Here is a 22,530-nt window from a genome sequence, read left to right on the forward strand (position 1 = left end):
GGTGAGTGACCCCCCGGCTCGCGCCGCGGGGTCCGGCTCCGCACCGGAGTGACGGTTTCCCAGCGGGTGCGCCCGTCGCGATCGCGACGGGCGCACCCAGTCTTCGACTCCCCACCCAGGAAAGGACCACGGATGTCGTCGCCTGCAGTAGCGCCGAAGCGCACGGTCGCGGCCGGAGTCACGACCGCACTGTGGCTCGGCCTCGCGGTGTCCCTGCTCGGGGACAGCTTCTACCGGGTCGGCCTGACCTGGAACGCCACCACGGACGGCGGCATCGGCCCGGCCGCCCTGCTCGGCACGGCGATGGCGTTGCCGGTGGCTCTGCTGGGCATGTTCGGCGGCGTCGTGATCGACCGCTTCAACCGCCCGGGCCTGATGATCGTGACCGACGTCGTCCGGTTCGCCGTGGTGGCCGCGTTCGCCGTGCTCTTCCTCGGCAACGGACCCGGCCTGCCGGCACTGCTGGCCGGCGCCGCGGTGCTGGCGGCGTCCGGTGTCTGCTTCACCCCGGCGCTGCAGTCGTGGCTGCCCGACCTGTTCCCCGACCGCGACCGGATGATCAAGTTCGACGCGCTGTTCCTGACGACCATCAACGTCGTCGGGGTCGTCGGCCCCGCGCTGGCCGGGGCGCTGTACCCGTTCGTCGGCATGAGCGGGTTCCTCTGGTTCGACGCGGGCACGTTCGCGGTGTCCGCGGTCGCGGTCTTCTACGTCCGGAGAGCGCTTCCCGGACCCGGGACGCCGGCCCTTGCGCCGCCGCCGGAACCGCCGCGCCCCCGCCGAAATCTCCTCGCCGATGTCCGGGAAGGACTGCGGTACATCTTCGGCAACGAGGTGCTCCGCCGGCAGTTCACCGTCTTCCCCTTCATGGAAGCCGCGGCCTACTCGCTGGTCTTCCTGCTCCCGTCCTACCTGTCCGCGGCGAAGTACACCGCGAGCTGGCTGTTCGGCGCGCTCCTGGCCGCCAACGCGATCGGCCGGGTGCTGGGGGCGTGGGTGTTCGCGCACACCGGGCTGAAGCGCCGGCGGGGGCCGGTGCTCGCGGTCAACCACCTCTCCCAGGGCGTCATGCTCGGGCTCTTCGTCCTCGTCCCCGACCCCGTCGTCTGCACGGCCGCGTTCCTGCTGATGGGCCTGCCGGCCGGCGCGAGCCAGATCGCCCTGTCCTCCTGGGTCCAGACCAATGTGGACAGACAGTTCCGCGGCCGGGCGTTCGGCACCCTGACGTCCTTCGTGCAGTGGCTGATGCCGCTGGGCCCGCTGTTCTTCGGCTGGCTGGGCGCGCTGCTGGAGCCCCGCTGGGCCGTCGTGATCATCGCCGCGACCTTCTTCGCCGGGGGCGCCGCCATCGTTTCTTCCCGCGCGGTAAGGAGCCTGCAATGACGACGACCTCGACAACCCGTCCCGGCGCGCTGTTCCTGGAGACCGGCTGGGCCGAATCCTTCGCGGTGACCGGCGACGGCCGGGTGGCGGTCGCGTGGAGCACCGCCGACGGCCCGCGCGTCCACACCGTGCCGGGTCCGGCGAGCCCGCCCGAACCGGCGAACACCCTGCCGAGCATCGACCAGGCCGGCCTCTCCGGCGGCCCGCGGCGGATCGCCTTCTGGGCGCAGCTGGCCGACGAGGACAACCGGTTCGTCCTGTTCACCGCCGTCCCCGGGGAAGCACCGGTGCGGACGGCGATCGAGGCCCCGCGCCAGCCCTGCGCCCTCGCCTGGGCCGGGCCGGACCACGTCGTCACCACCTGGCAGACCGCCGACGGCCCGGTGCTCGCCCGGGTCGCCGTGACGCCGGGAGCGCGTCCCGAGACCCTGTGGTGCCTGCCGGCCTCGCCGCGGTGGCTGGACCCGGTGCCCGACGTCGCGCCGGACGGCCGGATCGTGCTGACCGTCGCGTCCGAGACCGGCCAGGACATCGTGGTGCTCGACCACGGCGTGGTCACCACCCTGCTCGCCGGCAACCGCAGCGCGGCACCGGCCCGGGCGCGCTGGAGCCCGGACGGCCGGTCGGTCGTCGTGCTCGTCCGGCGGCGGCGGGCCACCGAAGCCCGGCTGATCGACCTGACCGCCGGCACCATGGAGGTCCTCGACGGGCCCGCGCCGACCGACGTTCCGGTGTGGAACGGCGACGGGACCAAGCTCGCGTTCGCCAGCCACGACTGGCCCGTCACCCGGCTGTACGTCCACGACCTGCCGAGCCGGACGCTGACCGAGGTGCCTGCCCCGGCGGGCACCTGCGCCGAAGCGCCGCAGTGGCACGGCGACGACTGCTACTTCCGCGTGCTGGGCCCGGACCACCCGCCCGCGGTCCGGCGGTGGCGCCCGGGCGCCACCGATGCGCTACCGGTGACCCCGCCGGCGACGGTGTCCCGGCCGGTCTCGCCGTCCGTGGTCCGCTTGCCCAGCCGGGAAGGCTTCGACCTGCCCGCGCTCGCCTACGAGCCGTGGATCCCGGACCGGGGGACGGTCGTGATGCTGCACGGCGGACCCGCATCCTGCTGGCGCAACGGCTGGAACCCGGTCCTGCTAGACCTGCTCGGCGCCGGCTACCGCGTGGTGCTGCTGGAAACCCGCGGCACGACGTTCACCGGCTGGCCGGTGCCCCCGGTGCCAGTCACCGAGCACGGCGTCCGCGAAGTCGAGGACGTCGCCGACAGCGTCGCGGCCCTGATCCGGCTCGGTCTCGCCCAGTCCGGCCGGATCGTCCTGGTCGGCCACAGCCACGGCGCGTTCATCGCCTACCGCGCGTCGCTGGCGCTGCCGGAGGTCGCGGGCGTGATCACGACGAGCGGCTACCTGCACCCGGCGGTGCTGGCGGGCAGCGGCGACCCGGAGGTGCACCGCTTCGCGGCCGCGGCGTTCGCGGACCGGGCCTGGGCCGGTGACCCGGCGGCCGCGCTGCCCTCCCGCTGCCCGGTCCTGTCGGTGCACGGCGAACGCGACAAGCAGGTGCCCGCCGGCGACGCCGAGGCGATGTTCGCCCGGCTCGACGGCGCCGGGCACGCATGGCTGCTGCTGGCGAACGACGACCACAGCTTCCGCATCCGGCGCAACGCCGCCCGCTACGCCGCCGCGGCGCGGGACTTCCTGGGGCGGGTGCTGGCATGACGACCCTGGACTACGACGTCGTCGTGATCGGCGGCGGACCCGGCGGCTCGACCACGGCGACGTTCCTCGCCCGGGCCGGCGCGCGGGTGCTGGTGCTGGAGGGCACCCGGTTCCCGCGCTGGCACATCGGCGAGTCGCTGCTGGCCGCGTCGATGCCGGTCCTGGAGGAGCTCGGCGTGCTGCCGCAGCTGGAGCGGTTCAACCGCAAGCTCGGCTCGCTCTGGGTCTGGGGCGCCTCGCCGTCGCTGATCAGCCTGGAGATGCCGCGCCCGGGCTTCGCGTTCCAGGTGCAGCGCGAGCACTTCGACCAGCTCCTGCTCGACAACGCGCGTGAAGCCGGCGTCGACGTCCGCACCGAGACCTGGGCGCGGCAGCCGAGGTGGGACGACACCGGCCGGATGACCGGGCTGCTCGCCCAGGAAGCCGGCGGCGCGACCTTCGAGGTGCGGGCGCGCTACGTCGTCGACGCCAGCGGCCTGTTCCAGTTCCTGCCGAAACGCCTGGGCCTGCCGATGGACCTGTTCGGCCCGCAGCGGGCGGCGGTCACCGTCTACTGGGACGACGCGCTGCGCCCGGACGCGCCGCACACCGCCGACGTCATCAGCGAAGCCTGCGCGGACGGCTGGATCTGGTTCATCCCCTTCGCGGACGGCCAGACCGGCGTCGGCTTCGTCGGCGACGCCGAGGACATCACCGGCGCGCCCGCCGAGGTGTTCACCCGGCAGATCGCCAGTTCGCAGCTCGTGCGGCGGCTGCTGGCGAACGCGACCATGGCGCGGAAACCGCGGCTGCTCCGCTACACCAACCACACCGTGGCGACTCCACTGTGGACGGACGGCTACCTGCTCGTCGGCGACACCGCCGCGTTCGTCGACCCGCTGTTCTCCACCGGCATCAACGCGACGCTCTACTCGGCCTCGCTGGCCGCGGCGGGCGTCGCGTCGGTGCTGGCGGGCGACCTGCCCGAGGACAGCGCGGCGAAGTGGTACGACGAGCGCGTCCGCGGGCACTACCGCCGCACCACCGAAATGACCAAGCTGCTCTACGCGGCCCACCCCGGCGGCACCCGGTTCTGGCGGGCCCGTTCGCTCGAGCACCTGACCGACGGCCAGGCGGAGGAACTGCTGCGCCACATCGGGGCCGGCAGCGTCGAGCTGTTCGCCAAAGCGGAGGCGGACGGCTCGATCCGGCTCCCGGCGGCGGTGCGCCGGCTGCTGCCCGAGTTCACCTCGGCGCTTCCGCCCACCCGCCTGCCCGAGCACACCGTGCTGTCGTTCGCCGACGAGGTCGAGCTGCGCCAGGACTGGACCCGGGCGGGCGGCCGGCTGGTGCCGGCGACGCGCGTGGCGCACCGACGGCGTCGCACGCACGAAATCGACTTCTCCGGCGGCACGCCGGGGCAGCGGCTGCTCGCGGCGGTCGACGGCCGGCGCGACCTCCGCAGCCTGCTCGAAGCGTCCACATCGGACGGTGCCCGCCGGCAGCACCTGGCCCTGCTGGCCGGGGCGCTGGTGAAGGCGGGCATCTTCCGCGCGGCCGGGGCCGGCCTGCTCCCGGCGGAGAGGTGAGTTCCGATGCACCACAAACACATCGTGCTCGAGCGGGCCCAGCTGGGCGTCGCGGACGTCCCGGCGCGCGAGCTGGGGCTCGACGACGTGGGCGGCCCGCTCAGCGCGTACCTGCTCCGGCCGTACCTGGACCTGAGCGAGTTCGCCGACGGGCCCAGCGAGACGACGTCGGTCGAGGTCGCGTTCCGCCAGCTCGCCGCGCCGGACGCGCCCCGGCTGATGATCCAGACCCATCCCGGGCGCGGCCTGCGGACCGCGCTCGTGCGCGAAAGCGGCCTGCCGGCCTACGGGATCACCCGAGCGCGGGAGCTGCCCGAGCGGCTGCGCACCGACCGGTGGCGGCAGCTCGTCGAGTGGACGCGGGCCCGGCTGCTGCCGCTGGGCCAGCGGCTGCGGCTCGCGACGCTGCTGAACACGCTGGGCCTGTTCGGCGAGACCGTGGAGCTGTTCACCGGCCGGATCGGGGACGTCGAGAGCGGCGACGGCGTCGCGACGGCGTTGAGCATGCAGCTCGCCATCGCCCGGTTGCGCATCGATCCCTCGGCCGACACCGAGCGGGTGAACGCGGCGACCCTGCGGCAGGCCGCGGCGAACGACCGGGGCGACCGGTACGTCCGGCTCGGCGCCGCCCTCACCCTGGTGGTCCTGGCCGCCAAGCGGCGGGACATCGAGGAGGTCCGGCACTGGCGCGAGGTCGCCGAATCCCAGTACGCACTGCTCGATCCCGGAGCCGGGCTGCCGGACGTGTTGTACGCCAGCACGTTCTGGCGCGCCGTGTGCTACCTGCCGCACCTGCTCGGCGACCGCGTGCGGACCACCGAGGAGCTCGACGCCGCCGAGCACCACGCACTGGCGTTCCGGCCCCGCGACAGCACCGAGTGGATGGTCTGGGCCGCCAACATGAACCCGCTGCTGGAGACCCGGATGCGGGCCGCGCTCGACACCGGCGACCGCGACGGCGGGTGGGCGCGCCTCTCGCAGCTCGCCGAGCTCGAACCGCTCAGCGCGAAGGTGCGCATCCACGTCGGCAAGTTCCACCTCGACGACGGCGCGCCCGAGAAAGCGCTCCCCGAGCTGCGGCGGGCGATCACGCTGGGCGCGCCGTTCACCGGCCTGTCCTGGTACCTGACGGCCCGCTGCCTCGACCGGCTCGGCGACCACGCGGGCGCGTTGCGGGCCTACGCCGAAGCCGTGCGCGCGGATCCGGCCAGTGTGGACGCCCGGCTGCGCATCCACGAACTGGCCGGGGCCGCGGCCGGCGGGCTCGCGGCGTTGCCCGCCTGGGCCGGCGGCTCGCTGGGGGAGATCACCACCCGGCTGAAGGCGCCCGCCCGCACGACGGCGAAGGAGCAGGCACGATGAGACAGCGAGTGCTGACCGCGACGCAGTTCCTCGAGGAGCACGACCTCGTCACCCCGGAGACCGGGACGCTCTCGGGCCACCTGCTCCGCCCGTTCCTCGACCTCGGCGGGCCCGGCGGGCCGGTCAACGCGAAGGCCGCCGCCTACGTGGGGGAGAGCGTCGCCGGACCGGAGCCCGCTGCCGACGGCTGGATCGCGCCCCAGGGCAACACGAAACGGTCCCTGCGGACGGCACTGATCCGCGAGACCGGCCTCGCGAGCTACGACGTCACCTGGCCGGGCGAGCTGCCCGAAACCGCGCGGAGCCCGCACTGGCAGGCGCTGTGCGACGCCGTCGACGCGTGGGACGAGCTGGGCGCGTTCCGGCGTTACCAGGTGATCTGCGCGCTGTACAAACTGTGCCTGTTCGACGCGGCCGTCGCCCTCGGGGACCGCCTCGGGCCGCCCGGCGAGTTCACCGCGCTGAGCGAGCTGCGCGTCATCGGCGCGCGGTCCAAGCTCGGCGAGTCCGTCCACGACCTGGTGCCGCGCACGCTGGCGGTGCTGGCGCAGCCGCCGGCGTCCCCGCGCGTGCGGCTCGCCGTGGCGGTCAACCTGGCCATCCACTACGGCCGGGCCACCCGTGACCGCGAGGCCACCGTCGAGTGGTCGGACCGGGTGCTCGCCGAAGCCGCCGCGCAGCACGCCGAGGGGAGCCCGCGGGACCTCCTGATGGCGAGCATCACCCTGCGCGCGGCCAGTTTCGGCCCGTTCGTGCGCGGGGACCACGACGCCGTGGCGGCGATGCTCAAGCAGGCCGAAGCCCACGCCGTCGACGTCACCGGAGCGCCCGGGGTGCCACTGGTGCTGGCCGACGAGAACCGCTACGCCGTCCTCGAGACGATCACCAACGCCGCGGTCGCGCGCGGGGACCGCGAGACCGCGCTCGCCGCCGCCACCGCACTGACCGGGCACGACCCCCGGGAACCGCGGGCGTGGCTGCAGCTCGGGGCCGTGCACTGGGACGACGGCCGGACGCAGGACGCGCTGGACGCCTACCGGACCGCGGCCGTGCTGGGCGCGCCCTTCACCGGAACCGCCTGGTACTGCACGGGTCGCTGCCACGAGGCGCTGGGCGACCTCGACCAGGCGGCGCAGGCCTACGCGAACTCCGTCGCCGCGGAGCCGCTGGGCATCACCGCGCTGCACCGGCTGCACGGTGTCGCCGACCGGACCGGCCAGCGGTTCCTCGCCGGCTGGGCCCGCGACCGCCTCCACGTGCTGCACCACCGGCTGGCCGGCCCGGCCGCGCCGACATCGTCCACGACCGTCCGACAGGGGGCCCGAGCATGACCACCATCAGTCCCACCGTGCCGTTTTCGCCGGTGCCGAAGGAGAGCGACGCGTCGGTCGCCCGGTTCGCGGAGTTCCGGCTCGCCGGGCTCGGCCGCTTCGCCGGCCTGCTCGGCACCCGCCTCCCGGCCGCCGAAGCCGCTCTCCTGGAACGCGGCGCCCGGCTGGCCGCGGAGCTGGACCGTCCGGAGTGGACGGACATCGCGCTCCACCCGTACTACTCGTACTGGTGGAGCCGGTTGTCCCAGGCGGTGGCCGCGGGCCGGGCCGCCGAGGTGACGTCGCTGGTCCCCGAGCTGTCCCGCTTCCTGCTCGTCCCGTTGCTGCGCCGGGGCGACGTCGACCTGGCCCTGCCGCCACCGCGTGCCGGCGAGCTGCGGTTCCCCGGCCATCGACGGCACCTGCGCGTCGAGGGGTCCGGCGCGCTGCGGGCCCGGGCCGCGAACGGCGAGCTGGTGCTCACCGGGCACGACGCCGTGCCGGTGGCCGAGCTGCTGGACGAACACCGCCCCGGCCCCGGTGTGCTGCGCCCGGCCATCCCCGGTACGGCCGTGGAGTTCGACTCCTCCGACCCGTGGGTCGGGAAGTTCTTCGAGGTCGAGAACGTCGCCGCGCCCTCGCCCGGACGCAGCCGCGACGACCTCGAACCGGCTGAGGCGGACGTGGCCGCGCAGACCTGGCTGGGCGGTGCCGTGGACCGGCTCGGCCGGGCGTGGCCGGAGATGCGGCGCGAGTTCGAGGACTACGTCCGGCTCGTCGCGCCGTTCTCCAGCCAGGTGCGCGCGGCCTTCACCAACGTCGGCTGGCAGGGCGCGGTGTTCCTGCGCACCACCGTCCACGACGACGTCCAGGACGTGGAGCGGCTGGTCCACGAGACCAGCCACCTGCGGCTCAACCTGGTGATGGCGCGCACGAAGCTCTACGACCACGACGCCGCCGACCGGGTGCCGTCGCCGTTCCGCGCCGGGCTGCGGCCGATCATGGGGCTCTACCACGGCGCGTTCGTGGTGACCCGCGCCGCGCGCGCCCTCGACCGCGTGCACCGGCTGGACGGCGATCTCGGTTACGGCGAGCGGATCCCGGTGCTCGTCACGCAGGTGCGGCTCGCGCTCGGCACGCTGCGCCGGGACGTCCGGCTCACCCCCGACGGCGCCGCGCTGCTCGACGAGGCCGACGCGCACATCACCGACCTCGCCGCGGCCTACGGCGCCGCCGCCCCCGACGAACCCAAGATCTACGAGGAGTTCTGAGCGTCATGACTACCCTGGAAGACACGCCCCTGGCCGACGGCGTCGCGGACCTCGCCGTCAGCACCGTCGAGAACGACCTGAGCCGCCGGTTCGTCCTGTCCCGGTTGGACGGTGCTCTCGACCGCATCGCGACGCGCCTGGCGACGGTCCTCACGCCCGATGAGCTGGCCCCGTTGCGCTTCGCGGCCGACGCGCTGAAGGGGCTGCCCGCCGCCGAGCGGGCCGCCGTCGAGTCCCACCCCTACTACATGTACTGGCTGGTCAAGCAGTACGAGCGGTGCGTGGCCGGCCAGCGGGCCGCGCTCCTGGAAGCCATGCCCGACGTCGGGCGGTTCGTGCTGCTGCCCGCGGCCCGGCACGGACTGGTCCCCGGCGGCGGGGTCGAGCTGCGGGCCCGGGGCGGCCAGCTCCGGTTCCCCGGTCACCTCCGGCACGTGCTGCTGCCCGTCGGCACCCCGGACGGCCCGGTCCACGCCACTGTGGACGGTGACCGGCTGAACGTGTCGGGCCCGGGGTGCGACATCCACGTCCCGGTGGCCGAGCTGCTCGGCGAGGTCGCGCCCGGCGGCGGCTCGCCGGTCGCCGAGCGGCCGCTGATCCCGGGCACCGCGATCGAGGTCGACGGCACCGACCCGTTCGTCGGCGACCTGTACGCGTCGATGAACGCCCGGCCGCCGATGGCCGGCTACCCGCCCCGCGACCTCGCCGCGATGCCGGTGGTGGCCCCGGAGACGCTCGACCACCTCGCCGCGGCCTGCGCGCTGATCTCCCGCGCCTGGCCCGCCGCGGGCGCCGAGCTGCTCGGCTACACCCGGCTGCTGGTGCCGTTCGTGAGCCGGTCCTACTCGACGTTCGCCGAGGCGGCGTTCCCCGGCGCGGTGTTCATGGGGGAGTGCCGGCACCCGTTCTCGGACCTGATGTACACCGCCGAGCACCTGCTGCACGAGCACAGCCACGTGCGGCTGTGCATGATCATGGAGCAGGACCCGGTCTTCCACGGCAGCGGCGACACGCTCGTCGAGTCGCCGTGGCGGCGCGACCCGCGGCCGCTCATCGGGATCGTGCAAGGGGTCTTCGTCTTCGCCAGGGTCGCGCGGTTCCTGCGCTACGCCCACCGGCTGACCGGCGAACAGCGGTACGCCCGGCGGCGGATCGAGGTCGTGGCCGACGTCGAGGCCGCGCTGCAGGTGCTCGAGATCAACAACGTCGGGTTCACCCCGCTCGGGCGGACCCTGCTCGACCAGTTCGCCGCGGAAGCGCGGACCCCGGTCGAGGCCGGCCCGGGGGAGGAGCGGTGACGGCCGCCTTCGTCCCGGCGCGGCAGCCGGCCGACCCCGCGCTGCTGGCCTGCGGTGACGCGGCGCTGCGGTCGCTGACCGCCGTGCTGAACGCCGGCGGCGCCGAGCCGGACGGTCCGCTGGCGGCCGCGCGGGCCCTGGTCGAGGCGGCCGATCCGGCGGCGTTGCGCGCCGCCGTGCTGCACCCGCTGTTCCGGCACTGGCGGTCCACATTGGACGCCCGGGTGAAGATCGGCGCCGGCGACCGGATCTCGGCGTGGCTGGACAGCCTGCCGCGGCTGCTGCTGGCCCCCGCGCTGCTCGCGCGGGACGACTTCGCGCGTGTCCGGGTGCCGCTCGTGCGCGGCGACCAGCTGCGCGTTCCCGGGCTGCCGCGGCACCTCGTGGTGCGGCCGGGCACCGACCCGTCGGTGGTCGTGTCGCGGGAAGGCGGCGAGCTGCGCGTCGAACGCGACGGCGTCACCGAGACGTTCCCGGCCGGGATCCTCGCCGCCGCCGGGCTCGGGGAGTCCCGCAGGCCGGTGCTCGCGGGCACCCCGGTGGAGCTGGACGCGACCGACCCGTGGGTCGAGGAGGTGCTCGCCGGGGTCAACGCCACGCCGTCGCCGCCGCCGTACCCGCCGCGCGACATCCGCCCGGTGCCCGACGCGACCCGCGTCGAGGCGGTGTTCTCCCGCGCCGCCGGGCTGATCGGCCGCGCCTGGCCGGACTGCCTGGCCGAGCTGACCACCCACGTCCGGCTGGTCGTGCCGTTCACCAGCGCCCTGATGGAGGGGTGGACGTCGCTGTCGCACCTCGGCGCGATCTTCCTCCGGGCGGTGTCGGACGACGACGTCCCCGACCCGGTCCGCTTCACCGCGGAGCGGCTCGTGCACGAAGCCGCGCACACCCGGCTGTACGTGCTGTCCGTGCGCACGCGGTTCTTCGCCGAAGGCGGGCAGCACCGGCTGCTGTCTTCGCCGCTGCGCAAGGACGCCCGCCCGGCCGCCGGCGTCTACCACGCGGCGTTCGTCCTGGCCCGGGTCGCGGTCGTGATGGCCCGCGCGGCGGCCGTGACGGGCGACGAGCGGTTCGCCGAACGCGGCCACGAATGCCACGCCGAGTTCCGCGAAGCCCAGGACACCCTGGCGACGTCGGGGGCGCTCAGCGAGGCGGGGACCGAACTGCTGGAAGAGGCCGCCGCGCACGCGGCGAGCCCGGCGAGCGGCCGCGTGAGCGGGGCCCGCGCGGAAGGAGAAGGCACATGACGGCGGTCGGCACGGAAACGATGGTCCGGCTGCGGGCCCGGACGCAGCTGGTGAGCGACGGCGAGCGCGTCATCCTGCGCCTCGGGAAGCGGGTGCACGTGCTGGCCCCGTTCGACGAGGCCGTGGAGGAGCTGCTCGCCCGGCTGGCGGAGGGCGCCGAGCCGGAGGTGCTGTCCGGCCGGCTCGCCGCCCGGTTCGGCCCGGCGGCCGCCGCGGCGGCCGAGGCGGCCGTGAACCGGTTGCGGGAGCTGGGTTTTCTCGAAGAACCGCACACACCCGACGACATCGACCCCGACGATCTCGCGCGGCTGTCGCGGCTGGTCGACTTCTTCTCCGAGTTCGAGACGCCGGAGACGAGCCGGTTCGACTACATCCGGCGGCTGATCGGGGCCGACGTCGTCGTGCTCGGCACCGGCGGCCTCGGCAGCTGGATGGTCTACAACCTGCTGTGCATGGGTGTCGGGCGGCTGCGCCTGATCGACGGCGACGTCGTGGAAGCCTCCAACCTCAACCGCTCGATCCTCTACGCCGAAGGCGATGTCGGGCGCCGCAAGGTCGAGGCGGCGCGCGACGCGGTCCGGCGGTTCGCGCCGCGCACCGACGTCGAGCTCCACGACCGGTACATCGCCGGCCCGGACGAGCTGGTGCCGCTCATCAAGGGTGCGGACCTGCTGGTGGGGTGCGCCGACACCCCGCCGTGGCTGATCCGGGAGTGGGCCGCGCGCGCCGGGCGGGAGGCCGGGGTGCCGAACATCAACGTCTCGGGCACCCGGGTCGGCCCGCTCTACGTGCCGGGCCGGACCAGCTGCCAGATGTGCGACTGGGCCGCCCTGGTCGACCGCAACCCCAAGATGCCGCGGCTCGTCGAGGCCGGCAGGCGGCTGCCCAAGGGGAACTCCGGCTCGCTGAGCTCCCTGGCGATGCTGGCCGGCGCGCCCGCGGCGCTCGACATCTTCCGCTTCCTGAGCGGGTACGCGCCGCCGGCCACGACGAACGCCGTCGTCGAGATCAGCGTCGACCCGGGCCCGGTGACCGTGCCGCGGCCGCCGCACCCGGAGTGCCCGGTGTGCCACGGCGAAGGCGGACAGGACGGCGCCGGTGCTGCCCGCCCGTGACCGGGTCGGCGCCGCCGCCTTCCGCCGGGCGATGGGCAACTTCGCGACCGGGGTGGCGGTCCTCGGCGTCCACCACGCGGGCGCGTCGCACGGGACCGCCGTCAGCAGCCTGACGTCGGTGTCGCTGCGGCCGCCGATGGTGCTGGTCTGTCTGGCCCGGGAGAGCCGCACCGCGCTGCTCGTGCGCGCCGCCGGGCGGTTCGCCCTCACCGTCCTGGGCGAGCGCGACCACCCGGCCGTCCGGCGGTTCTCCGACGGCGGCCGGCCGGACGGCGCGGCGCAGTTCACCGGCCTCGCCCACCGGACCGGCCCGCACACCGGCGCCCCGCTGCTCACCGGCGGCCTCGCCTGGCTCGAGTGCGAGGTCGCCCGGACCGTCGAGGGCGGCGACCACGACGTGGTCCTCGCCGCCGTCCTCGACGTCACCTCCGCCGCCGACCGCGCGCCCCTCGTGCACTTCCGCGGGGACTACGCCCGGCTCGGCGGCCCGACGCCTCGGGAAAGGGGCTCAGCACATGGAATTCCGTGACGTGATCCGCAAACGGCGGATGGTGCGCTCGTTCACCGACGAGCCGCTCGACGACGACACCGTGCGGCGGCTGCTCGACGTGGCCAACCGCGGGCCGTCGGCCGGGTTCAGCCAGGGTTACGCGCTGCTCGCGCTGCGGACCGCGGAGGAACGCGCGGAGTTCTGGCTCGCGCTCGGGCAGGACCCGGCGAAGGGCAACCCGGTCAAGCGCGCGCCGCTGATCGTCGTCCCGCTCGCCTCGAAGCAGGCGTACCTGGACCGCTACACGCAGGCGGACAAGAACTGGACCGACCGGGCGGAGGACCGGTGGGCGGTGCCGTACTGGTACATCGACACCGGGTTCACGGCGCTGCTGACGCTGCTGGCGACCGTCGACGCCGGGCTGGGGGCGAAGTTCTTCGGCATCCTCCCGCCGGTGCTGGACTCGTTCCGCGAGCGCTTCGGCATCCCCGCCGAGTACACGCCGGTCGGCGCGATCGCCATCGGGCACCGCGACCACCGCCTCGACCCGGACCCGCCGTGGCGGCCCGCGATCGCCCGCAAGCCCCTGGAAGACGTCGTGCACTGGGGAAAGTGGTGACGCTGCTGACGACCACGGCGCCGGACGCCGTGCTGCGCGCCGGGCTCGACGCGCTCGTGACGACGGCGGCGACCGCCGCGGTCGCGCACGTGACCGACGGCGTGGCGGGCCACGGCGCGGCCGCCGGGACCGCGGACCTGGCCACCGGCCGGCTCGCGTCGCCGGAGCACCTCTTCCGGGCGGGGAGCCTGACGAAGGCGTTCGTCGCGGTCGCCGTCCTCCGGCTCGTGGAGGAGGGCCGCGTCGACCTCGACGTCCCGGCCGGCTCGTACCTCCCGGAACTCCTGCGCGACCACCCCCGCGTGACGGTCCGGCACCTGCTGAACCACACCGGCGGCCTGGTCGACACCACCGAGGTCCGGCCGGTCACCCCGGCGGACCTGCTGACCGCCGCGCGGTTCCGGACCACGGCGCCGATCCGGCTCGCCGAGGCGGCGCTGGCCCGGCCCGCCCATTTCGAGCCGGGGGCGGAATGGCGTTATTCGAACACCGGTTACCTCGTGCTCGCGCTGCTCCTGGAACGGGTTACCGGTGAGCGGTACGAAACGCCGCTCGGCCGGATCCTCGCGGCCGCCGGACTCGGCTCGAGCGCATTGCCCGGGACGTCGCCCTTCATTCCCGGGCCGCACCTGCGCGGGTACGCCTGGCCCGGCCGGGGTGGCGCGCGGCGGCCGATCGACATCACCGTGCAGAACCCGGCCAAGGCGTGGGGTTCCGGCGATCTGATCACGACCGCCGCCGACCTGTGCCGGTTCTTCACCGCGCTTTTCACCGCCGATCTGCTCTCCCGCCGCGCACTGCGGGAACTGACCACCACCGTGCCCGCGGACGAGGGGCGCGACTGGGGGCTCGCGCTGTTCCGCGACGCCCTGCCCGACGGGCGGCCGGCGTGGGGCTGCACCGGTGGCTTCGGCGGTTACCTGACCGTCGTGCGGTGCGTCGAAGACCCCTTCCGCTGCGTATCGGTCTCGGTGACGCCGAAGTCGGAGACGGCGCTGCCGGACGTCCGGGCGTTCGCCGGCCGAGTGCTCGCCGGGTCCTCCCGGTGAACCGTTGTTTCCCCGAGAGAGAGGAAGTGCTGATGGACGCGACCACTTCGGTCCGCTCCCGGCGCCGGAAAGCCAACCTGATCTTTGTCGGCGTGCTCGTGCTGGCCGTGGTGGCCGGCGCGCTCGTGTGGCTCTTCCGGACGCCCCAGGAAGTGCACGCGCAATCCGTTTCCGCGAGTTATCCGGCGGTCCGGCAGGACGCCGTCGTCACCGCGGGAAAGGATTCCGCGCCGGTGACGATCGACGTGTACGAGGATTTCCTCTGCCCGCACTGCGCGGAATTCGAGAAGAAGTATTCCGAGCGGATCCGGACCGAGCTCGACGCGGGCCGGCTCAAAGTGCGTTATCACGAACTGCCGATGCTGCAGCGGAAACCGAACAGCGACCGCTATTCGCTGCGCGCGGCCAACGCGGCGTTGTGCGCGGCCGATCAGGGCGGGTTCGTGTCCTACCACGAGACGCTGATGCACAACCAGCCCCCGGAGGCGGCCCCGGTCTTCGACGACCCGAAGCTGATCGCGATCGGGCACGACCTCGGGATCACCGCGCCGGAGTTCGCGGCCTGCGTCACCGGGCAGACCCACTTCGCCGAGGTCGAGACCGCCTTCGAGCAGGTGAAGGCCGAGCCGGCGTTCCAGGTCGACCGCCCGGACGGCAACGGGCGCGCCTTCCGCGGCACGCCGACCATCGCCCTCGGCACCCGCGTGCTGGACACCGACGACGAGCGGTGGCTGGCGAGCCTGGGGGTCGCGAGCTGAGCCCCGCGGGTCGCTCGAAATCGTCGAACCGGCCCGGCCGGATCGGCGATTTCCGGCAATCGCCGGTCAGGCGTTCGCGGCGCTCGTCGAATCATTTACCAAAGATTGAAAGCTCTTGATCTACTTGTGAGTTCTTGGTAAGCCGGATCCAAGCAGGCTGATCGACTTTGGGGGTTCTTCAGATGCTGAGGTTTTTCGTATTGGGGTCCTTGGCGGTACACCGGGACGGCCGAGCCATCGAACTGGGACCACCCCGCGCGCGCCAGACGCTGGCGACCCTGTTGATGAACCCGGGACGGACGGTGTCGGTCGACCGCCTCGTGGACGTGCTCTGGGCGGAGGAACCGCCCGCCCGGGCCCGGGCCGCCATCCAGGTCTACATCTCCCAGGTGCGGCGCGCGCTCGGCGCGGATCCCCGGGAGTACGTCGTGACCACCGGTTCCGGCTACCGGCTCGACGTCGACCCCGAAGCCGTCGACGTCGGCCGGTTCCGCAGCCTCGTGCGGCTGGCCCGCCGGTCCGACGACCTGCACCGGGTCGCCGGCGACCTGCGCACGGCGCTCGCGCTGTGGCGGGACCAGCCGCTGGTCGGCATGGCCGAGCACGTCCGCGAGGCGCTCTGCGAAGGGCTGGAGAGCGAACGGCTCGACGCGCTCGAACGCCGCGTCGAGTCCGATCTCGCGGTCGGCGGCCACGAAGAACTGCTCGCGGAGCTCTTCACGCTGGTCCGGGAGAACCCGCTGCGCGAACGGCTGCGCAAGGCCCTGATGTGCTGCCTCTACCTGTCGGGCCGCAAGCCCGAGGCCCTGGAGTTCTTCCGGGAGACCCGGCGGCACTTCATCGACGAATTGGGCGTGGAACCGGGCGCGGAGCTGCGGAACCTGCACGCGGCGATCCTGCGCGACGACCTGGGCGACTTCTACGCGGCCCCGGCCGCCCCGGCGGGCCCGCGGCCCACCCCCGCGCAGCTGCCCGCGCCACCGCCGTCGTTCGCCGGCCGCGCCGCCGAGCTGACGCGGATCCTGCACGCCGGGCACGGCCGGACGGAGGCCCCCCGGATCGTCTCGATCGAGGGCATGCCCGGCAGCGGCAAGTCGGCCGTCGCGCTGTACGCGGCGCACCAGCTGGCCGACGACTACCCCGACGGGCAGCTCTACCTCGACCTGCGCGGGACCGGCGAGACACCGCTGCCACCCGGTGACGCGCTGGAGCACCTGCTCGGCGCCCTCGACCACCCGGTGCCCGCCGACCCCGCCCGGCGGGCCGCCGCGTTCCAGGAGGTGCTCGCCGACCGCCGGATCCTGCTGCTGCTCGACGACGCCGCGTCCGCCGCCCAGGTGGCCCCGCTGGTGCCGGCCGCCGGGCGATGTCTGGTCCTCCTCACGGGCCGGCACCGGCTCACCGGGATCGACCGGCTGGTCCGGCTGCCGCTGCACACCCTGCCCGAGGACGACGCCGTCGCCCTCCTGACCGCCGGTGCCGGGCACCCCGACGCCGGCGGGCGCGCGGCCCTGGGCGAGCTGGCCCGCAAGTGCGGCCTGCTCCCGCTGGCCCTGCGCGCGGCCGTCGAGCACCTGGCGTACGGCACGCCGGAGGCGGTCACGGCGGAACTGACCGACCCGCTGCGGCAGCTCGGCGGGGTGGCGGCCGCGTTCGGGAGCTCCTTCCGCGCGCTCACCGGCGCCACCCGGGAGCTGTTCCTGCTGCTCGGGCTGCACCCCGGCGCGCCGATCGAAGAGGGCGCGGCGGCGGCGATGGCGGGCGTGACCACGGCCCGGGCGCGCGGCCTGCTGGCGGACCTCGCCGACGCGGGCCTGCTCCGCGCGGAGCCGCCCGGCTTCACGATGCACGAACTGGTCCGGCGCTACGCCGCCGGGCTGGCCGAGCGCCACATCCCGCACCGGACCCGGGCCGCGGTGGTCGACCAGCTCGTCGAGTACTACCTGGACGAGGCGGACACCACCGTCCTCGTCCCGGCCCCGCGGGGCGCGTCCCCCGGCCCCGGCGAGCCGGGCGCCTGCGGCAACCGGCTCCCGGCCCTGCTGGCCCTGGCCGCCCTGGACTCCGACGTCGCGCGCCCGGCCCGGTCGATCGCGCTGGCGCGGGCCTGGGCCCGGCACGCGGAGCTCGGCGGCGACCTCGACGCGGCCAAGGCGCTGACGCTGCGGGCCCTGCAGACCTCCCGGCGCACCGGGGACCAGCGCGGGGAAGCCGATGCCCTGCACGACCTGGGCCGCTTCGAGGCCCGGACCGGCACACTCGACGACGCCCGCACGCACCTGGTCGACGCGCTGGTGCTCCGGCGGGACCTGGGCGAGGTGCGGGGCGAGGCGCAGACGCTGTCGGTGCTGGCCGAGGTGGCCCGCCTGCTGGGCCCGACGCGGGACGCGGTCGACTTCTGCCGTCGCGCGCTGAACGTCCACCGGCACGCCGGCGACCGCGAGGGCGAGGGGTACGCCCTGCGCGTCCTCGGCGAGATCTCGCTCGACCGGGGCAAACCGGCCGAAGCCGTCGTGCACCTGCGCACCGCGCTCGGGCTGGTGGCGGAGACCGGGAACGAAACGCAGCACGGCCTGATCCTCGGCGCGCTCGGCCGGGCGCACGCCCTGCTGGGGCACCGGCCCGCCGACGTCACGCACCTCAACCGGGCCCTGGGCCTGTTGAGCCGGCCGCACCACCGGGTCGAGCGGGGGATCGTGCTGACCCACCTCGCCGACGTCCACCGCGACGCCGGGCGCGTCTCCGACGCGCTCCACTGCCACCAGCGCGCCCTCGCCCTGGCGAAGATCACCGGGGAGCCGCTGCTGGAAGCGGGCGCGCTCAACAGCTTCGGCGAAACCCTCTACGACGCGGGGGACTTCGACGGCGCGCGGCAGGTGCACGAGTCGGCCCTGCAGCTGGGCCGCCGGACCGGCGTGCGGGCCGTCATCGCCCGGGCGCTGAACGGCCTCGCGCGAGCCGCGCTCGCCGCCGGCAGCCCGGAGAAGGCCCATTGGCTCTGGCGCAGCGCGCTGGGGGAGTGCGAGACGCTCGATTCCGCGCTCACCGCGCGGATCCGGGCGTGCCTGTCGGCGGGGGGCGCCCGTGAGGTGACCCGGTGACCGGCGTGCCCCTGGTCTTCGCCGACCTCGTGCTGATCCTCGTGCTGGCCCGGCTCTGCGGCGCGGTCGCGCTCCGGCTGGGGCAGCCGCCGGTGATCGGCGAGATCGTCGCGGGTCTCCTGCTGGGGCCGACGCTGTTCCACGGCGCGGTCGCCGGGACGCTCGTCCCGGCGGCCGCCCGGCCGACCCTGAGCGCGCTGGCCGACGTCGGGGTCGCGCTGTTCATGTTCGCCGTCGGGTTCGAGCTGGACCACGCGCACCTGCGCCGCGCCACCGGCTCCGCGATCGGGCTGTCGGTGGTGAGCACCCTGCTCCCGCTGGGTCTCGGCGCCGGGCTCGGTGTCGTGCTGATCGGCGGGCAGCACCCGCGCAGCCCGCTCGGGTTCGTGCTGTTCCTCGGCGCGGCGATGGCGGTCACCGCGTTCCCGGTGCTGGCCCGGATCCTCACCGACCGGCGGTTGCAGCACACCGCGCTCGGCCGGCTCGCGCTGGCGACCGCGTCGATGAGCGACGTGCTCGCCTGGTCGTTGCTCACGGTCGTGGCCGCCATCGCGCAGCCGGCGGGGGCCGGCCCGTGGCGGCTGCTCCTCGTCGTCCCGTTCGTCGCGGCCCTGGTCGCGCTCCGGCCGGTGCTGCGGTGGGCGCTGTGGCGCGAGCGGGGCGACCGGGCGCGACGGGTGCCCGCGGACCGGCTGACGGTGGTGTTCGTCGGCGTGCTGGCCGCCGGCTGGATCACCGAGTTCCTGGGCCTGCACCTCATCTTCGGCGCGTTCCTGTTCGGCGCGCTGCTCCCGCGCGGCGACTCGGCCGGCGCCCGCGCGGAGCTGGCCGGCTACGCCGACAAGATCGGGAAGCTGCTGCTGCCGGTGTACTTCGTCGTCGCCGGCCTGCAGGTCGACCTTTCCGGCGTCGGCGCCGCGGGGATCCTGACGTTCGGGCTGATCCTCCTGGTGGCGGTCACCGGCAAGTTCGGCGGTGGTTTCCTCGGCGGCCGGCTGGTCGGGCTGGACACCCGCGACGCCCTCGGGATGGGGGCGTTGATGAACACCCGCGGCCTCACCGAGCTGGTGGTGCTGAGCGTCGGGCTCCAGCTCGGCGTCCTGAGTGGAGCGCTGTACTCGATGATGGTCGTGATGGCGATCGTGACGACGGCGATGACCGGGCCGCTCCTGTCGCTGCTGGGCATCGGCGAGCCGGGATCGTTGCCGGACACCGGAAATCTCCGGGCGGCCGGAACCGGGAGAAGCCGGGCGAATCGGTGGTCGCGTCGTTCGCCGGGGCCGCGGCGCACCGTACACTTCGGACCGAGAGCCGGACGGTGAGCGGGGGACACGGTGAGCGGTATCAGGGTTCTGGTGGCGGGAGCGAGCATCGCGGGGCCGGCGCTGGCCCACTGGCTGCGCCGGCGCGGGGCCGAGGTGACCGTGGTCGAGCGGGCCCCCGGGCTGCGGCCCGGCGGGCAGGCGGTGGACGCGCGCGGGGTGACCAAGGAGGTCATCCGGCGGATGGGGCTGGACGCGGCGGTGCGCGCGGCCCGCACGCAGACCGCCGGCGCGCACACCGTGGACGCCGACGGGACCGTGCTGGAGACCTTCAGTGCGGAGGACGACGGCGGCGACGGGTACATCTCGGAGATCGAGATCCTGCGCGGGGACCTGTCCCAGGTGCTCTACGACGACACCCGCGACGGCGTCGAGTACCTCTTCGGCGACCGGATCGCCGAGCTCATCCAGGACGACGCCGGTGTCGACGTGACCTTCGCGGGCGGCGTCCGGCGGCGCTTCGACCTCGTGATCGGGGCGGACGGGCTGCACTCGGCGCTGCGGGCGATGGTCTTCGGACGGCGCGAGCGGTTCGTCCGCCACCTCGGGCTCGTGCTCGCTTTCTACAGCGTGCCCGACGAGTTCGGGCTGGATCGCTGGCTGCTCGACCACCAGGACCGCGCGTCCGGGCGCTCCGCCAGCCTGCGGCCCATCGGGGACACCACCCGGGCGATGGCCATGTTCTCCTTCCCCGCGGCCGAGTTCGACGTCGACTACCGCGACATCGCGGCCCAGAAGGACCTGCTGCGCGAGCGGATGTCCGGCCTGGGCTGGCTGGCCCCGCGGATCCTCGCGCACCTGGACGACACCCCGGACTTCTACCTCGACCAGGTCGCCCAGGTGGTGCTGGACCGCTGGTCGAGCGGCCGGGTGGGGCTGCTCGGGGACGCCGCGTTCAGCGCGTCGCCGATGTCCGGGCAGGGCACCGGGCTGGCCCTGGTCGGCGCCTACCTGCTGGCCGGGGAGCTGGCCGCCGCCGGCTGGGACCCGGCGGCCGGGTTCGCCGGCTACGAACGGCGGATGCGGCCGTTCGTCGAGGCCAACCAGGAGATCGGCCGGTTGCACGTGCGCAGCCTCGCGGTCCCCGGGCCGGACGACGAGCCGAGCGAGGAGCCCGACATGGAGGCGCTCACCGAGCTGGTCGAGCGGGCGATCAACGGCGTCGAGCTGCCCGACTACGCGGGTGTGCCGGACGCCGGGGCCTCGGTCACGCCGTAGTCGTCGGTCTGGGGCAGGGTTTCCCGCAGGTGCCTCAGGGTTTCGACGGTCCGGGCGCGATCGGCTTCGCCGCCGGCCACGCTGGCCACCAGTTCGGTGACGCCGGCTTCGGCGAAGCGGCGGATCGCGGCCGCGACCGCGTCTTCGTCGCCCGCCACGAGGGTCTCGGACGTGTCGGTCTTGCCCTGCTCGCCCAGGAGACGGCGGTAGCTGGCGAACCGGCTGGCGGCGCCCAGCCGGGCGGCGAGGTCCGCGCGGACGCCGTCCGGGTCGGCCGTCACGCTCACCGGGATCGTGGCCACGACGCGCGGCGCCGGCCGCCCGGCCGCCGCGGCGGCTCGCGTGACGGCCGGCACGATGTGGTCGCCGATCACCTCGGGACCGGCCCAGACCGTGGTCGTGCCGTCCGCGAGCTCCCCGGCGATCCGCAGCATCACCGGCCCGAGGGCCGAGACGAGCACGGACGGCGGCGTGCTGCCCGGGACGTCGACGATCCCCGCGGCGCTGACGGCCTCCCCGCGCTGCTCGACCTCTTCGCCGCGCAGCAGGGGCCGCAGCACCTGGAGGTATTCACGGACGTGGCGCGCGGGGCGGTCGAACGACAGGCCGTACTGGCCTTCGATGACCTCGCGGTGGCTGGGCCCGATGCCCAGCGTCAGCCGGTTCCCGATGGCGGCCTGCACGCTCAGCGCCTGCCCGGCCAGCGCCAGGGGGTGCACGGCGTAGGTCCGCACGACCGCGGTGCCCAGGCCGATCCGCGGCACCCGCTGCCCGACCAGGGCCGCCACCGTCAGGGCGTCCCACGCCGTCAGCTGGGGGAAGAAGACGCTGTCCAGCCCCGCGGTCTCCGCGGCGCCGACCTGCGCGCCTATGTCGTCCAGGGTCACGTCCGCGCTCGGGACGTACAGGCCGATCCGCATCATGCCTCCAAGGTGAACCGGAACTTCATCTTCCGGAACCACCGTACCCTAAACTGAAGGTGATATTCCGGTTGATGGGAGGGACGCCGATGCGAGCGGACGCGCAGCGCAACCGCGAGCGGATCGCCGCGGCCGCCCTGACCCTGTTCGCCGAGCGCGGCCCGGACGTCTGCATGGACACCATCGCCCAGGCGGCCGGGGTGGGCGTCGGCACCCTGTACCGGCACTTCCCGGACCGGCAGGCGCTGCTGCTGGACATCGCCGCGGGCGCGTTGCGCGACCTGATCGAGTTCGGCGCCGGGGCGCTGGAGCGGGAGGACACCGCGTGGCAGGCGCTGGTGGCGATCGTGCGGTTCTGCGCCGGCCTGCCGCTGGCGCTGGCCAAGTCGCTGGCCGGGTCGCTGCCCGCCGGGACCGGGCTGCCCGAGCTGGAACAGGAGAGCAACGACCTGTTCGCGCGGGTCGTCCAGCGGGCGCAGGGGGAGGGCACCGTGCGCCGGGACATCCCGCCGCCGGAGGTCGTCGCGCTGCTCGCGGTGGTGGTCTGCCGCCCGGGCGCCCGGCCCGACGACCACCTGACGACCGTGATGCTCGACGGCCTGCGCCAGGAGTGCGTCCGCACGTAGCGCGTGTGGGCGCTTCCGGTCGCCGTGTTGGCCCCTCCGGGCACGGGATGCGTCCGCGGCACGTCGTGAGAAATGTTCATGATTCGGACATCGTTGACACTTCACGCACGTGTTCTTACTTTCGGTGCATGGCAACGGGATGGCGTCTC

Annotated in this window: 18 protein-coding genes; 17 read left to right on the top strand and 1 reads right to left on the bottom strand. The window is 74.5% G+C overall.

What is annotated here, in order from left to right; genetic code table 11:
• Positions 1–132: 132 nt before the first annotated feature.
• From MUY22_RS32585 to MUY22_RS32660, 16 genes are all read left to right on the top strand, one after another.
• Entirely contained in the window at positions 133–1,383 is a 1,251-nt protein-coding gene (locus MUY22_RS32585) for an MFS transporter (protein WP_247051000.1), read from the top strand.
• Positions 1,380–3,107 carry an alpha/beta fold hydrolase gene (locus MUY22_RS32590; RefSeq protein WP_247051001.1) on the top strand — a complete coding sequence of 576 codons (1,728 nt, stop codon included), beginning with the start codon at positions 1,380–1,382 and terminating at the stop codon, positions 3,105–3,107. The genes MUY22_RS32585 and MUY22_RS32590 overlap by 4 nt, the downstream gene beginning before the upstream one ends.
• The gene (locus MUY22_RS32595) at positions 3,104–4,675 is read left to right on the top strand and encodes an NAD(P)/FAD-dependent oxidoreductase (protein ID WP_247051002.1); all 1,572 of its coding nucleotides are present in this window, start codon (positions 3,104–3,106) and stop codon (positions 4,673–4,675) included. Before MUY22_RS32590 ends, MUY22_RS32595 begins: the two co-directional genes overlap by 4 nt.
• A gap of 6 nt (positions 4,676–4,681) precedes the next feature.
• A complete protein-coding gene (locus MUY22_RS32600; protein ID WP_247051003.1) occupies positions 4,682–6,037 on the top strand; it encodes a M48 family metallopeptidase in 1,356 nt (451 codons plus the stop codon).
• Complete coding sequence (locus tag MUY22_RS32605; protein ID WP_247051004.1) at positions 6,034–7,368, top strand: tetratricopeptide repeat protein; 1,335 nt, start codon at positions 6,034–6,036, stop codon at positions 7,366–7,368. Before MUY22_RS32600 ends, MUY22_RS32605 begins: the two co-directional genes overlap by 4 nt.
• Entirely contained in the window at positions 7,365–8,618 is a 1,254-nt protein-coding gene (locus MUY22_RS32610; protein ID WP_247051005.1) for an HEXXH motif-containing putative peptide modification protein, read from the top strand. Before MUY22_RS32605 ends, MUY22_RS32610 begins: the two co-directional genes overlap by 4 nt.
• 5 nt (positions 8,619–8,623) lie before the next feature.
• Positions 8,624–9,916, top strand: a complete 1,293-nt coding sequence (locus MUY22_RS32615; protein ID WP_247051006.1) for an HEXXH motif-containing putative peptide modification protein — start codon at positions 8,624–8,626, stop codon at positions 9,914–9,916.
• A complete protein-coding gene (locus MUY22_RS32620) occupies positions 9,913–11,163 on the top strand; it encodes an HEXXH motif-containing putative peptide modification protein (protein WP_247051007.1) in 1,251 nt (416 codons plus the stop codon). Before MUY22_RS32615 ends, MUY22_RS32620 begins: the two co-directional genes overlap by 4 nt.
• Complete coding sequence (locus tag MUY22_RS32625; protein WP_247051008.1) at positions 11,160–12,278, top strand: ThiF family adenylyltransferase; 1,119 nt, start codon at positions 11,160–11,162, stop codon at positions 12,276–12,278. The genes MUY22_RS32620 and MUY22_RS32625 overlap by 4 nt, the downstream gene beginning before the upstream one ends.
• Positions 12,262–12,807 (top strand): flavin reductase family protein, encoded by a 546-nt coding sequence (locus MUY22_RS32630; RefSeq protein ID WP_247051009.1) that lies wholly within the window; start codon positions 12,262–12,264, stop codon positions 12,805–12,807. The genes MUY22_RS32625 and MUY22_RS32630 overlap by 17 nt, the downstream gene beginning before the upstream one ends.
• Complete coding sequence (locus MUY22_RS32635) at positions 12,794–13,387, top strand: nitroreductase family protein (protein ID WP_247051010.1); 594 nt, start codon at positions 12,794–12,796, stop codon at positions 13,385–13,387. The genes MUY22_RS32630 and MUY22_RS32635 overlap by 14 nt, the downstream gene beginning before the upstream one ends.
• Positions 13,381–14,436: a serine hydrolase gene (locus MUY22_RS32640; protein WP_247051011.1), complete on the top strand. Its 1,056-nt coding sequence runs from the start codon at positions 13,381–13,383 to the stop codon at positions 14,434–14,436. The genes MUY22_RS32635 and MUY22_RS32640 overlap by 7 nt, the downstream gene beginning before the upstream one ends.
• 32 nt (positions 14,437–14,468) lie before the next feature.
• Positions 14,469–15,194, top strand: a complete 726-nt coding sequence (locus tag MUY22_RS32645) for a thioredoxin domain-containing protein (RefSeq protein ID WP_247051012.1) — start codon at positions 14,469–14,471, stop codon at positions 15,192–15,194.
• 182 nt (positions 15,195–15,376) lie between these two features.
• Positions 15,377–18,295 carry a BTAD domain-containing putative transcriptional regulator gene (locus MUY22_RS32650; protein ID WP_256474719.1) on the top strand — a complete coding sequence of 973 codons (2,919 nt, stop codon included), beginning with the start codon at positions 15,377–15,379 and terminating at the stop codon, positions 18,293–18,295.
• Positions 18,292–19,617 (top strand): cation:proton antiporter, encoded by a 1,326-nt coding sequence (locus MUY22_RS32655; RefSeq protein WP_247051014.1) that lies wholly within the window; start codon positions 18,292–18,294, stop codon positions 19,615–19,617. Before MUY22_RS32650 ends, MUY22_RS32655 begins: the two co-directional genes overlap by 4 nt.
• Before the next feature lie 30 nt (positions 19,618–19,647).
• The gene (locus MUY22_RS32660) at positions 19,648–20,835 is read left to right on the top strand and encodes an FAD-dependent monooxygenase (protein WP_371827700.1); all 1,188 of its coding nucleotides are present in this window, start codon (positions 19,648–19,650) and stop codon (positions 20,833–20,835) included.
• Here the strand turns inward: MUY22_RS32660 and MUY22_RS32665 are convergent.
• On the bottom strand, positions 20,793–21,758 hold the full coding sequence (locus tag MUY22_RS32665) for a TIGR03564 family F420-dependent LLM class oxidoreductase (RefSeq protein ID WP_247051016.1): 966 nt from the start codon (positions 21,756–21,758) through the stop codon (positions 20,793–20,795). The genes MUY22_RS32660 and MUY22_RS32665 overlap by 43 nt on opposite strands.
• 86 nt (positions 21,759–21,844) lie before the next feature.
• Here MUY22_RS32665 and MUY22_RS32670 point away from each other — a divergent pair, with 86 nt between their 5' ends.
• Positions 21,845–22,381: a TetR/AcrR family transcriptional regulator gene (locus MUY22_RS32670; RefSeq protein WP_247051017.1), complete on the top strand. Its 537-nt coding sequence runs from the start codon at positions 21,845–21,847 to the stop codon at positions 22,379–22,381.
• Positions 22,382–22,530: the final 149 nt, after the last annotated feature.

The organism is Amycolatopsis sp. WQ 127309 (assembly GCF_023023025.1).
Classification (GTDB): Bacteria; Actinomycetota; Actinomycetes; order Mycobacteriales; family Pseudonocardiaceae; genus Amycolatopsis.